General features: G+C 40.2%; 13 protein-coding genes. 12 read left to right on the top strand and 1 reads right to left on the bottom strand.

All coding sequences use genetic code 11. The features are described 5' to 3' along the window. Nucleotides 1-32 precede the first annotated feature (32 nt). Complete coding sequence (locus IPM48_05995) at nt 33-569, bottom strand: hypothetical protein (GenBank protein MBK9271128.1); 537 nt, start codon at nt 567-569, stop codon at nt 33-35. 184 nt (nt 570-753) lie between these two features. On the opposite strand from IPM48_05995, the gene ybeY reads away from it, so the two are divergent. The 12 genes from ybeY (at nt 754) to IPM48_05935 (ending at nt 13,890) form a co-directional block, all read left to right on the top strand. After that, entirely contained in the window at nt 754-1,497 is a 744-nt protein-coding gene (gene ybeY, locus IPM48_05990) for an rRNA maturation RNase YbeY (protein ID MBK9271127.1), read from the top strand. 54 nt (nt 1,498-1,551) lie between these two features. Then, entirely contained in the window at nt 1,552-1,980 is a 429-nt protein-coding gene (locus IPM48_05985) for a DUF2147 domain-containing protein (GenBank protein MBK9271126.1), read from the top strand. A 65-nt stretch (nt 1,981-2,045) separates the two neighbouring features. Further along, nucleotides 2,046-2,264 carry a hypothetical protein gene (locus IPM48_05980; protein MBK9271125.1) on the top strand — a complete coding sequence of 73 codons (219 nt, stop codon included), beginning with the start codon at nt 2,046-2,048 and terminating at the stop codon, nt 2,262-2,264. Between the two features lie 258 nt (nt 2,265-2,522). Further along, a complete protein-coding gene (locus tag IPM48_05975; GenBank protein MBK9271124.1) occupies nt 2,523-3,695 on the top strand; it encodes a T9SS type A sorting domain-containing protein in 1,173 nt (390 codons plus the stop codon). A 250-nt stretch (nt 3,696-3,945) separates the two neighbouring features. Further along, on the top strand, nt 3,946-5,004 hold the full coding sequence (locus IPM48_05970; GenBank protein ID MBK9271123.1) for a hypothetical protein: 1,059 nt from the start codon (nt 3,946-3,948) through the stop codon (nt 5,002-5,004). 98 nt (nt 5,005-5,102) lie between these two features. Next, a complete protein-coding gene (locus IPM48_05965; protein MBK9271122.1) occupies nt 5,103-6,608 on the top strand; it encodes a HAMP domain-containing histidine kinase in 1,506 nt (501 codons plus the stop codon). Between the two features lie 45 nt (nt 6,609-6,653). Then, nucleotides 6,654-7,409, top strand: a complete 756-nt coding sequence (locus tag IPM48_05960) for a response regulator transcription factor (GenBank protein MBK9271121.1) — start codon at nt 6,654-6,656, stop codon at nt 7,407-7,409. 52 nt (nt 7,410-7,461) lie between these two features. Then, nucleotides 7,462-8,043: a DUF3109 family protein gene (locus IPM48_05955; GenBank protein ID MBK9271120.1), complete on the top strand. Its 582-nt coding sequence runs from the start codon at nt 7,462-7,464 to the stop codon at nt 8,041-8,043. A gap of 154 nt (nt 8,044-8,197) precedes the next feature. Then, nucleotides 8,198-10,768 carry a T9SS type A sorting domain-containing protein gene (locus tag IPM48_05950; protein MBK9271119.1) on the top strand — a complete coding sequence of 857 codons (2,571 nt, stop codon included), beginning with the start codon at nt 8,198-8,200 and terminating at the stop codon, nt 10,766-10,768. A 77-nt stretch (nt 10,769-10,845) separates the two neighbouring features. Further along, the gene (locus IPM48_05945) at nt 10,846-11,229 is read left to right on the top strand and encodes a BlaI/MecI/CopY family transcriptional regulator (protein MBK9271118.1); all 384 of its coding nucleotides are present in this window, start codon (nt 10,846-10,848) and stop codon (nt 11,227-11,229) included. A gap of 12 nt (nt 11,230-11,241) precedes the next feature. Then, on the top strand, nt 11,242-12,783 hold the full coding sequence (locus IPM48_05940; GenBank protein ID MBK9271117.1) for a M56 family metallopeptidase: 1,542 nt from the start codon (nt 11,242-11,244) through the stop codon (nt 12,781-12,783). A 24-nt stretch (nt 12,784-12,807) separates the two neighbouring features. Continuing rightward, nucleotides 12,808-13,890: a PDZ domain-containing protein gene (locus tag IPM48_05935; protein MBK9271116.1), complete on the top strand. Its 1,083-nt coding sequence runs from the start codon at nt 12,808-12,810 to the stop codon at nt 13,888-13,890. The last annotated feature ends 48 nt before the right edge of the window (nt 13,891-13,938 follow it).

Below are 13,938 nucleotides of genomic sequence, written 5' to 3'. Positions count from 1 at the left end.
ATTCCTTCATTCTCTTGATTTAAACAACTTGTTTAAATCTTCCTGCCGCCCACCACCTGGGTTTTTTTCTCGACCCTATTGCTTTGTTTTAGATTGACCAGCAGACCAGCGAAAGCAGAATGAGACGAGGTGCTGTATTCCTGGCCGTTGTATGTGACCATTCCGCTGTGACGGTCCCACTCCTTACCCAAGAGTAAATACCTCTGGTCAAACTTGGGATTCGGCCCAAACATTAGATACGATTCTTTGTCTGTGGATTCAAAACTCACAGCAATTCTATTCTCTTTGGGAGAGAAAAGCATCACTCCGGGAGTCCCTCTCTCTATAATGATTTCTTCAATTTTTGCACCATTGACATTTTTAATTTTACCCTTGTTAATCGCGGTCCTGGAGGTACTTACCTCTCTTCTCAGTACGATGTCATCTGACAGGTAAAACTGCATTCGGGTTAATTCATCCGGACCCCAGTGGTTCTTGTCGATGATTTTTTGAGTGAGAGGAGTAAGTTGCGGACTACAGGAGATCAGAGTAAGACCCGCTACAATGATCAATAGCTGAACCAGTTTCATATTTTTTTTTTGATTTGATCCCAAAGCTATATGAAGGTTTTTGAGCAGATCCGTCTTTAATTTTTTTTTAACTTTGGCAAGCTCGATTTAGGAATAATTTAACCCTTAGCACATTCCTGTACATTAAAGCGATTCAATCGCAAAGATTCCATAGCCATGATTTACCTTTGCTCAAAATTGCTCCGTGGTTGAATTGCATTACCTCGTCGATCCCATTGGTCTGTCTGATAAAAAAATCAAAAGCTGGATTAAGGACACCATGGATCAGCACGGCCAGGTTTGCGGATTGATCAGCATTGTGTTTTGCAACAATGAATTTATTCTGGATTACAACCGAAAGTTCTTAAACCACGATTACCATACCGACATCCTTACTTTTCCTCTGGGTGAAAATCCTCTCTCCGGAGAACTTTACATCAGTGTGGATCAGGTCAGGAATCAGGCCTTGGAGTTGTCCGAACCTTTTGAGAGAGAAATTCTAAGGGTTATCATTCATGGTATTTTGCATCTTCTGGGTTATAAGGACAAAACCAAATCCGACATCAAGCGCATGCGGGCAGCCGAAGACAAAGCACTGGAAGAATATTATGCCAAAAATGGATCCGGACAGCACTTTTATCAATTGGTATACGACCTTGTCCAACTCATTCCAAGCGGCAGGGTGAGCAGCTATGGCGCGATTGCCGCATATTTGGGTCTGGGATCCGCCCGAATGGTGGGCTGGGCGCTCAATCAACTTAAAGGGAAAAGATCTGAAGTACCCGCTCAAAGAGTCGTCAATTCAAAAGGCATCCTGAGCGGAAAGAACTTTTTTGGTCCGGGAGAAATGGAAGCCCTGCTAAAACAAGAAGGGGTCGATATAATCAATGACAGGGTGTTAGATTTTGAAAAGCTGTTTTGGGACCCTTCCAAAGAATTGGATTTTTAGTGGAGTAAACCTGATTTCTTTGCATTTGTTACTCTGATTACAAATTGAAAAACAATGAAAAACTCGATGCTTGTTCTTTTTTTTATTTTGACCATGTATTACCATTCGGAAGCCCAAAATAACCAGGTTTTGGGCAAATGGAAAACCATCGATGAATCCGGACAGCCCAAATCACATGTGGAGCTTTACATGAAAGAAGGCAAAATGTTTGGCAGGGTCACCGACCTTTTGCCGGCAGCCACCACCAAAGTGTGCAACAACTGTCCCGGCGAAAAAAATGGCAAATCCCTGATCGGCATGGATATTCTCTGGAATATGATCAGCGCAGGCGATGGCTGGGAAGGGGGTCAGATCGTCGATCCCAAAAATGGGAAAATTTATAGTTGCCTGATCACTTTAGACGGAGCAGATCGGCTCAAAGTGAGAGGTTATATTGGCGTATCTCTTTTGGGAAGAACCCAGATATGGCAACGGTTGAAATAGCCAGTAAACCTAACAATAATGTCCTGATATGAGCGTTTAATTTATCAAACCACATATCACAGCCTATGGTAGATACTTTTACACTTCACAGTTTGGTCAGATTTGCCTATTCCGAATGCAACGCGGAAGAAAATCTTATTCTTAAAGAGATCGCAGCCGGAAATCAGGAAATCCGTCAGGAAATGCAAATCTTGAGGGATGCCAAGAGAATGCTTCCAAAAGTCAGTTTTTACGCAAAAGCCGAAACCCTGGAAAGGATTCTTGCTTACAGTCAAAAGGGTTGAGAGGCCCAAGAATTAGGCCCATATTGTTATAAAATTGCCCAGCTCAGCGGTTTTCAATGCTTGGTTAATAAGAGCCCGTAGCTTGACTTTATGGCAAAGGAAGATTTAAGGAGTATTCATTCCTTCAAATAATTTTTGACATCCGATCATACCTCTATTTCCTCGATTAAGGTCAAATGTTTCGAATTTCAGCGGTTAATAATAATACAGGATTATCATTCCATTGTATTTCCTTATTTTTGTTGAAAATAAGCAACCATGAAAAAACTACTACTTTCCCTGGTTTTGTTCAGCTACCTTTATTTCGCCCAATCTCAAATTAAATTTGAGCTCTCGCTTCAATTGGAGGGCGAGAGAAGGGAATTTATCGTTTCTGTTCCCACAAAACCAGCGCCATCTGAGGGTTATCCCGTAGTAATGATGTTGCACGGGACCAGTGGAGACAAAGATGTCTTTTACAATGCCCATGGCTGGAAGGAATTGGGACAAGAGGAGAATTTTATTACTGTATTTCCATCTTCGCTCAGATGGTGCTATGTTGAAGACAGCATGATTAAAAACAATACAAAATTTGTATGTGGTGAACTGTTGGAGAAATTATGTCCCTCAGATACGGCTGAATTGGTGGACGATGTCTTTTTTTTCAGAAGGATCATTGAGCTGCTGGCCGATACTTTGTCCATTGACCAAAACAGGGTTTTTGGAAGTGGATTTTCCAATGGTTGTGTCATGATTTTCAAAACTGCCATGGAAGCCGGTGATGTATTCAAAGCCGTTGGAGGTGTTGGAGGAATTTACCACGAATTGGATTCGATCAACCCCATTGTCCGGGTGCCCATCTACTATGCCGTTGGTTCATTGGATGATCGCTTTATTGTTCCATCTTATACAGAACTGCCGTTTGGAGAAGATTCTATTTTGGCCTATTTGAATCAGTATATCCGCCGCACATTGGCCAGTCAGGGACTTACAGAATCCTTTCAAAAAAATGAAACTGCTCTGACCAAAACCTACCTTTTTAATGAATGCAGACCTGGTGAAAAATGTGCTCCATTTGTTTTTTCGTTAATTAGAAATTTGTACCACCAGTATCCAAATGGTATAAACCATGTCGTGGATGCACCCAGAATTTTCTGGAATCTGTTTAATAATCCGCCATCGGTCCAAACAAAAAACAAAGATCAAAGTCCATCCAATGTTCAAATCATTTGTCAACCCAATCCATCTACGGGGGTAATGGCGATTTCTGTTGAAAATTTTACTGGACCGCTCTATTACAAAATATACAACTCAATCGGCACGGTAGTGGCGAATGGCACATGGAGTCATTCCACACTAAGGCTTCAAAAATCGAATTTTGGACCTGGAATGTTTTTTTTGATGGTAGAAAATGATCAAGAAAAATTGGTGAAGAAAATTCTTTTTCAATAAATGGATGCTTCTTCCAATCTGAACTTAAACTATATGGATTGAAACCTATCTGCTGGTCTTTACCAATGTTTCCTGCAGATGATTCCATCCATTTCATTTGAGTAAATCGATCCTGGCGAAGAGAAAATTACAAACATAAAAGTGACGCATTGGATTCAACATTCTTGAAAAATTCCTCCAGTGATCCATGATATTTGCACCGATGCACATTGCAAAAGATTTTCATCCTTCAAATTTAAAAAAATCAAAATTGAAATGGTTTTTGGGAATTGGTGTTTTGGGCATTCTCCTATTGTTTCCCTATGCATTGACTTTTCTCGGTCTGATGCAAACAAAACAATCCGATAAAATCAGCAAATTAGCTTCTGAGAAAATCAAAGGCATCAATTTTGTGGCACCTCCGTCTCCCTTCAAAGAAAATCCTTTTCGGGAGGTTTTGGAACACCATATAGAATGGGTATCTGTCATTCCTTACGCATTTACTCCAAAGAACAAGGCATTGGTGAAATACAATCAGACAGACTGGCAATGGTGGGGTGAAACCCGTGAGGGTGTCCGGCATACCATCCAATTGGCCCATCAAAATGGATTAAAGGTCATGCTCAAACCACAGGTGTATATTCCCGGAGCCTGGACGGGAACCCTGCGTTTTCAAAGCGAGGCAGAATGGAAATCCTGGGAAGCAGATTATAAAAAATATATTCTCGACATGGCCATCCTTTCCTCTGAATATAAGGTAGAGATGTTTTGTCTGGGCACAGAATTTTCCGCATCTGTAAAGGAACGACTGCCCTTTTGGCTCGGACTCATACAGGACATTCGATCGATCTATTCAGGTAAACTAATCTATTCAGCCAATTGGGATCATTATCAAGAGACGCCTTTTTGGGATAGATTGGACTATATAGGCATCAGCGCTTATTTTCCACTGACTGAGGAAGTGCATCCTGAGAAAGAAGTATTAATGAAAGCCTGGAAGCCTTGGTTAGAATCCATGAAGTCATTTTCCAAGAAACTGGGTAAAAAAATAATCTTTACCGAGTTTGGATACCTCAGCGTTCCCGGAGCTGCCGGTAAAACCTGGGAACTGGAACAAAAAATAGATCAACTGCCAATGGACCAGACCGCACAAGAACTTGCCTATGAAGCTCTGTTTCTTCAGTTTTGGGAGCAGGAGTTTTGGGGAGGGGGCTTTGTATGGAAATGGTTTCCAGAAGGTCAGGGTCATGAAGGATATCCGGACAAAGATTATACCCCACAAGGCAAAAAGGCAGGATTGGTGTTAAAAAACTGGTACCAAAAGCAATGAAATCAGGATAGACCTCAGAACCGATTGTCAAGAATTTGGTTTTTCTCAGGTCTTTGATCTCCCGATATTGGTATGACGGAAATGATTAAATTGGAAAAATGAGCAAGAAAACCATATGGTTGGTCATTGTGGTGATGAGTCTGGCTTTACTGGGTACGGTCATGTTACAATTCTACTGGATCAACTGGTCGATCAGGCTCAACGAAAAACAATTTGAAGATCAGGTCATTGGAGCACTCAAAAGGGTTGCAGACCGACTGGAAAAAGAAAAAGAAAACTGGGAAATCAATCAAATCGAAAAGTGGATCAACTCAGGTGATCGGTCTCAGGAAGACAAAACCAAATTATTGGAATATGCCAAGTTATTGATGAGCAATCAATTGTCCATCCACATGGACTCCACCAATTATCCCAGAATTGATCCTACTCTTAGCTGGGACAAAAAAAAGCAACTGGTAGAACTCATCGATCGAGAGCGAAGAATTCACCCTGCCAGATTGGAGCAAAGGATCAATCCTCAGAAGCTCTCAGCCTTACTCAAACACGAATTTCATGAGATGAATCTGGACCTCAATTACAATTTTGGTGTCTATGACAATAAAACGGAGAGTTTTGTGATCCTTAATGAAAATTATGTGGTGGGATTTAAGGAGAAACCCAAGGCTTCCAAATCCGACATAGACCCCAATCAGATTCTGAAAGAAACCAGTTACAAGGTAGCTCTGTTTAGCAGTGCAGCGGGTTCACCCGGTACCTTAAAAGTAATTTTTCCCAAGAAAACATCCTGGCTCAGGCGGAATGTGGTTCCCATTGTTTTCCTTTCTCTGATCCTGACCGGTCTAATCTTAGCCTGTTTTGTGTATGTGATCCTGGTGATATTCAGACAAAAGAAATTATCAGAAATCAAAAATGATTTTGTCAATAATATGACCCATGAATTCAAAACACCTATTGCCACAATATCTCTTGCTTCAGACTCAATTCTTTCGCCCAATATCATTCAATCCCCTGAAAAAATTCAGAGGTTTATGGGCATTATCAAACAGGAAAACAGGAGAATGCTGAGTCAGGTAGAAAAGGTGCTACAAATGGCTCTTTTGGACAAACAAGATTTTCAACTGAACCCCAAAGAACTCAATGTACACGACATCATTCGGGAGGCTGTCCAAAATATTGACCTTCAAGTGACCCAAAAGGGAGGAAAAATTCAAATGTTTCTCGATGCTTCTGATCCCAACATCAAAGCCGATCAGACCCATCTCACCAATATTATTTACAATCTGCTGGACAATGCAAATAAATATTCTCCCGAGACACCGGAAATATCCATCCACAGTTCCAATGTCAAAAAAGGATTGTTGATCAAAGTATCAGACAAGGGTATAGGTATGAGCAGGGACAATCTGAAACTTATATTTGAAAAATTCTACCGGGTTCCCACCGGCAACGTGCACAATGTAAAGGGATTTGGATTGGGACTGAGTTACGTCAAAGCAATGGTTCAGGCCCACCATGGTACCATCGAGGTCGATAGTGAACCAGGTAAAGGAAGTGTGTTTACCGTATTTTTGCCCCAACATTCCAAATTATGGAGAAATACTTAAATATTTTGTTCATTCATTCGTTCATACTACTAAACAAAAACTAAGATGACAGCTGGCAACCCTGATTCAAACAAAAACACAAAGATTCTTCTGGTTGAAGACGATCGCAATTTTGGAGATGTGCTTAAATCCTATTTGGAGATGCACGATTATGATGTTGATCTCGCCGTTGATGGGATTGATGGATTTGAACAATTCAGACGTGGCGAATACGACCTTTGTATCCTGGATGTCATGATGCCGCGTCGGGATGGGTTTACACTGGCCAAAGACATTCGTTCTAAAAATGCTGACATACCAATTATTTTTTTGACAGCTAAAACGCTGAAGGAAGATATTGTGGAAGGATTTAAAATTGGAGCTGATGATTATATCACAAAGCCATTTAACTCCGAAGAATTGTTATACAGAATCATTGCGATCTTGAAAAGATCCCATAAATTGAAAGAAGGTGAGCAGACAGAACAAGTTGAATACCATATTGGAAAATATGTTTTCAATTATCCTCTACGGGTTCTCTACTTCAAGAATGGAGATGATATCGTTGAAAAATTTAAATTGAGTCCAAAAGAAGCCCAACTGCTCAGAATGTTTAGTGATCGCAGAAACAATATTTTACCAAGATCAGAAGCATTGACCAAAATCTGGGGAGAGGACAATTATTTTACCGCCAGAAGTATGGATGTTTTTGTGACCAAACTTAGAAAATATTTTGCAGAAGACAAGAGCATAGAAATAACGAATATTCATGGGAGTGGATTCCGGATGGTGATCCACGGAGAAGCCGGTTCTGAATTGTAAAATACCATGGTCTTGATTGTTATGGTGTTGGTGTTGATTTAAATGGATCTATATGATAGCCATTGGAGACGTTTTGATCAGCGATGAGGTATTGAACTCTTATTTCAGATGTGAGTTGAGCGCATGCAAAGGTGCTTGTTGTATTGAAGGCGATTACGGAGCTCCACTGACCGATGAGGAGTCGGAGATACTTTCTTCGATACAAGATATTGTGAAAGAATTTATTTCTCCTGAGTCATTTGCCAAACTCCAGAATTCAGGAACATCAATGTATCACAAAGAAGCCCGCGCGAAGGTCACCCAATTGATGCCGGATGGGGCCTGCGTTTTTATGGGGAGAGATCCAATGGGAATCGCATATTGCAGCATTGAAAAAGCGTATGAAAAAGGTCTGACAAATTTCAAAAAACCCATTTCCTGCCATTTGTACCCGATCCGAGTTACTGAAAATAAGGAATTGGGCTTTACCGCTGTCAATTACCACCGATGGGAAATTTGCGGCGCTGCCTGTAGAGCGGGAGAAAAAGATAAACTTCCATTGTATCTCTTTTTAAAAGAACCCATTGTTCGTAAATTTGGTCCGGACTTTTATGAAGAGCTGGTTGCAGCAGCACAGTACCTGAAGAATACTTAATCAACTAGTTTTAATTGACATTATTTCTAAATGGCTGTTAGCTCATTTTCATACTTTTGTATTTTTAATTAGGGAAATCAGAATTATGAAGCGGACTTTAACCTTCCTTTTAAATTTAACAGTTTTGTGTTTACAAGCCCAAAACTGGTCCCAGTTGGCATCAGTGCGTGTTTCTGCGCAGGTAGATGAATCCAAACCAGCCATTACCTTAAATTGGATCCTTGAAAACAATGAAATAAATTACGTCATACACCGAAGGGTTTTAGGATCCACCAACTGGGGTGTTTCTTTAGCCACTTTGACGGGTTCTGTATCAAGTTTTAGAGACACAACGGTCGTCAGAGGCGTGGCCTATGAATATAGGGTCAGAAGACTTGGAATGAACATCAATGCTTCAGGATTTTTAACTGGCGGGATCAGAGTGCCAGCCCTTCCTCCCAAAAAATCTATTTTGATTTTGGTAGAAGGCCGGATCAAAGACAGCCTACAAAATGAATTGTCCAGGCTCATCAGCGATCTTGAAAATGAAAGCTGGCATGTATTGAGAGAAGATGTACCACAGAATTACACTGCAATTCAGGTCAGAAATAACATTCGCAACCTTAGAAATTCTGTTCCTGGCTTGACCACTGTTTTTATTGTCGGACATGTGGCAGTACCCTATTCCGGAAATACACCTTGGGATGGGCATACTCCGGATCACACCGGTGCCTGGCCGGCGGATACTTATTATGCTGACATCGATGGCAATTGGACCGATGTCTCGGTGAATAACAACGGTCCTGCCCGAAACCAAAACAAGAACATACCCGGTGATGGAAAATTTGACCAAAGTCTTTTACCAAGTGATGCCGATCTGGAAGTCGGAAGGCTTGACTTTTTTGATATGCCGGTGATGGGAATTTCAGAAATCCAACTCCTCAAAAAGTATCTCAATAAAAACCACTTGTTCAGAACAGCTCAGATAAGGGCAAATCACAAAGCGGTGGTCATGGACAATTTTAATTTTCAGGGAGAATACTTTGGGTCAACAGGCTTCAAGAATTTTGTTCCATTTTTTGGACCCGATTCGGTCATCAACGGTAATTACCGAAACTCTTTATTGACAGAAAGTCATCTTTGGTCTTATGGTTGCGGTGGTGGAACCTATACCTCTGCAGGAGGAATATCCACTTCAGCAAACATGGCTGTTGATTCCCTGAGAGGTATTTTTACTTTGTTATTTGGAAGTTATCACGGGGACTGGGATAGTCAGAACAATTTTATGCGTTCATCCCTGGGAAGTGGGACCATTTTGACTTGTGCCTGGGCAGGAAGGCCCGGTTGGCAGTTTCACCACATGGCGCTTGGTTTTAACATTGGTTTCAGTGCAAGAACATCGATGAACAACAACGGCACACAATATGAGGTCAGTCCAACTGGTTTAAGAGGTACCCACATGGCTTTGCTCGGAGATCCGAGTTTAAATATGTATCCTATCTCAGGCCCGAAAAATTTGATCATTTTAGAAGAGACTGGACAAGTGAATCTCAACTGGACCGCTTCTGCTGATGCCACAGAAGGGTATAATGTTTACAGAAAATCAGGATCAGAGCTATATTACAAAATCGTTGCAAGCGATATCAAAGACACCCTTTATATTGATCGCTGCCTTCCTTTGGATTCGACGTTTGACTACCTTGTTACTGCTACGAAGTTGATTACAAACGCAAGCGGAAGTTTTTATATGAATTCTCCCGGTGCAAGAAACAGCATTACCATCAATAAGGATCATCAAACAAAATCAGATTTGGATTTTGTCCTGGACTATGAATTTGTAAAAGCTAATTCTCGCTCGACCAATTACAATACACTAATTTGGAATCTGAATGATTATCAAAGTTCTGATTCTGCCATAGATTATAGGATAGATTGTGAAGTAGACGGGGCAGCCAACTTACAGCTGATCGCATCTGGGCCTTGTAATTCAGATACCACAGAAGTAAAATTGGATTATTTGTGCAGCACTCCAAGGCTGAGGGCTTCCAGGATAGATCCACCCATCTTGTGTTTTGGCGATAGTACGATCATTTACCTGGATACAATAGATGGTGCGGGGCCTTTTGAATTTGAATGGAGTCAGGGAGAAAGCAAACTTTCTTATTCTTCCAAAGTAGTTGGTAAAGTATCCGTGTTAATAAGTTCCTCTAAAAATACAAAAGCCAGTTTTGAATTTGATTTACCTTCTTTCGATGCATTGGTTATAGACAGCATTCAGGTATTGGGAGAAATACCCGGTGGTCAGCGGGGAAAATTGCTTTCCGTAGGATCTTCTGGTGGTGTACCACCTTATACTTATCGTATTACCGGCAATTTTGACCCCGAAAACCTTGCTGCGGGAGAATATGAGCTTGTCCTTACCGATGCAAATGGGTGTCAGACAAAACAAAAATTTGTGATTCCTCTACGCGTATCTACTAAAAATTACTTAGAACATACATCCACCTTGTACCCCAATCCTGCTCAAAATGAATTATGGGTCCGCATAAAGGGGTTTGAAACAAGAGATATAAACTTTAGGATATTTGATGCCACCGGAAAAACCATTGCAAATACTTATACAAAGCAATTGGATCAAAACCAGTACAGCATAAATATTGAACAATTAATGCCCGGAGCATACATTTTATCCATTACGGATGGTAAAAAGCAGGAAAAATTGTTGTTTGTAAAAAGCCTACGTTAAATTCTTCTTAAAATACGAAATCTTTCGTACATTGACAGAAAAAGATTATCTTTGCTCTGAATTGAAGGGTCAAGGATATGGCAACTCATAAATACAAACCAACAGAATCAGAACTGGATATTCTCCAAATTTTGTGGAAACATGGTCCCAGTACCGTAAAAAATGTCCATGAATTAATTCAACAGTACAAAGATACCGGTTATACAACTACCCTTAAACTGATGCAGATCATGACTGAAAAAGGATTAATCTCTAGAGAATTAACCGGTAAAACACATACTTACTCTGCCATTTTGGAAGAGGAATCCTTAAAAACTTCCGCGTTAACCGAGCTGGTGGATGAAGTATTTGAAGGATCCGCTTTGGAGATGGTCATTCAAACGCTTGGACATTACAAACCCAATGAAGCTGAGCTAGAAGAAATAAAGTCTTTGATCAAGCAGCTCGAAAACAAACATTAAATCTCAAAGCAAATGGAAAACTCTGTTCTAGATTTTGCCATGGATGTTGCCAACGCATTTAGTTGGATGCTGCTTCATTCCTTGTGGATAGCCGGATTTCTCACTGGCGTGATTATGCTGATTGAAAAATCAAAATTAATCCAAAGCAATCACGCAAGAAATGCACTTTACAAGAGCGTGTTGGTCTTTTTTGTTTTTTGCGTGTCTGCATCATTTGTTCTGGAATATTTAGAAATCCTGAACATTTTACCTTTCATTGCCATTTCCGGGGATTTCTCAAATTCCAATTTTGGTGTATTGGCATTTGGAATCTGGCTGATCGGTTTTGCCTATTTCGGAATGAGGTACATTAGATCCTATCGATATATCTCTGAAATTAAAAACAATGGGGGTCATCATTTTCCGGAACACTGGTACCAAATTTTTGAAAGCTTGAAATCAAAAATGGCGATTCCAGTCAAAATTATTTTCTTGCATTCCAACAAAGTTCAGTCTGCCTTTGTCTATGGTGTACTCAAACCAATGGTGGTTGTCCCCACTTGCTGGGTCAACAAACTTTCGTATCAGGAGGCTGAGTGTATTCTAGCACATGAATTGTCCCATCTTAAAGCCGGTGATCATGTTTTTAATCTGATCTGTCACTTTTGCGATCTGGTATTTTTCTTTAATCCGGGTGTTCAATACTTAAGTTCGAAAGTTAAATTTCACCGTGAGCTTTGTGCAGACGAACAAGCGGTCAGCTTTTTACCAGATCTACATGCCTATGCCTCATTGATCCTGAAGCTTGGAGAAGATCCTTCGCTTAACAATCATCATCGCATTGTTGCTTTTGCCACAGAGAAGAATCAACTTCTCAAAAGAGTTAAAAATTTGTTGAGATTACCGGTACCAATGGACTATTCTTATAAAATTCCGGGATTTATATTTCTCAGTGCTTTTCTAGCAATGGTTTCTGTATTTATGGATTCACAAAAGTTTACTGCTCATTTCCTACAGACTCAAACCAATCATTTGTTGGGCTTTTCTTCAGTCGAGTGCGCCGATAATTCTGGTGAATCTCTTAAAAGTGATGTGATAAAAAGAAAAAAAGTAAAAAGTAAGATAAAAGCCAAACCAACAAAAAATATAAATGAGATTGACCAAAGAGATCGCACAGAAATAGTTCTTCATTTGGAGTCAAAGGATTTACCCAATCCAAACCTCCAAATTCCAATCAACGAATACAATCCATTAAAAGCTCAAGAAAAACCCATTGCGTTTAAAGATTCTTTAAAAACAATCCGTTTTAATCAATACGCCATGACCATTAAAAGCGAATATCTCGAACCAATGCTTATTGATCAGAGAACAGACTTAAAAAAATGGATACAGCTTATCACGGAAGAGGCCTTGCAATCAAACTTAAGAAATTTAAGGGTGATATCAGAATCTGAGGCATTTAGAAGAAGCAAAGAAAATAGAAACAAGTTGATGCTACTTGAGGAATTAAAAAATATCCGAAATTCCATTCCCAATCATGGACTTTATAATACCGATGGCTCTGTAATCAATTAAAGTTAACTTATAAATTATACTCAAATGAAAAAAAGTTTTTTTGCATTAATAATGATGTGCAGCATATTGACCTTGCAAGCACAAAACAATTCCTCCGATTCGAAAGATCAAAACGCTGAAAAAACGGAGAAGAAAATCATTGTGAAAAAAATCTCCAGAGGAGACCAAAACAACATGACAGATGAGGAGATTCAAAAAATGGTGGAAGCGGAATTGAAAGAAGCTGGGGCGGATGGTGATGTAAAGGTCATCGTCCGGAAAAATGGAGAAAATCAAAACATGGTCATTGACGGGGATGATAAAGTCATTGTTTTCAAGAATGAAGGCAAATCAGCTTGTTGTGCCAAATCCAAAGGCAAATGCTGTGCCAAGGCAGGTGCTGAATGTCCTCCAGACAAGGCTGTGATGGGAGTCGTCTTAAGAAATGCAGGTGGCGCCAATGGTGCTGCCATTGAACGCATTTTTGAAGGCAGTGGTGCCAGTGCCGCCGGATTGAAGGAAGGTGATATTATCTTAAAAATCAACAACACCAAAATTACCGATGTTGAGTCCGCGATAGGAGCCCTATCCGGATTAAAAATTAATGACAAAATCAAAGTCAGTTATCTGCGCAATGGTGAAACAGAAAAAACCAATGTAACGCTTGGCGCCTGCACTCCTGAAATGTGCAAACCGGCTGGCTTTAAAAATTTTCATTTTGATTCTGAAGAATTCAAGCAACAGATGAGAGAGGGCGCAAAAGAGCTTAAAGAAGAAGCCATTAAATTGAAAGAGAAGGCAAAAGAGCTGAAGCAGGAACTCGAAATGGAGTGGAAACAGAAAAATGAATCCTCTCAACAGGAGTCCTCAGAAAATCTTGAAATCAGGTATCTTTCAGGATCACCCAACCCAAGTCAGGGGCTTTTAAAAATTTCTTATTCTGGTTCTAAATCACCCATCCATGTCTCTGTGGTGGATCTCTCAGGTAAAGAAATATACTCCGAGAAAGTAAATGACTTTAATGGAAACTACGAAAAGGAAATTAACATTGAACACGCCAAGGGAACAGTTGTACTCAAAATTACCCAGGGTGAAAAGGTATTGCAGGAAAAAATCATCATCGAATGAGTGGGGTTTTGCCCAAATAATGCCTCAAAAACTAATCCAATATCGCAT

It is taken from the genome of Saprospiraceae bacterium, assembly GCA_016715965.1.
Lineage (GTDB): Bacteria > Bacteroidota > Bacteroidia > Chitinophagales > Saprospiraceae > Vicinibacter.
The sequence above is the reverse complement of the archived record's forward strand: the minus strand, read 5'-3'. Positions and strand labels throughout refer to the sequence as shown.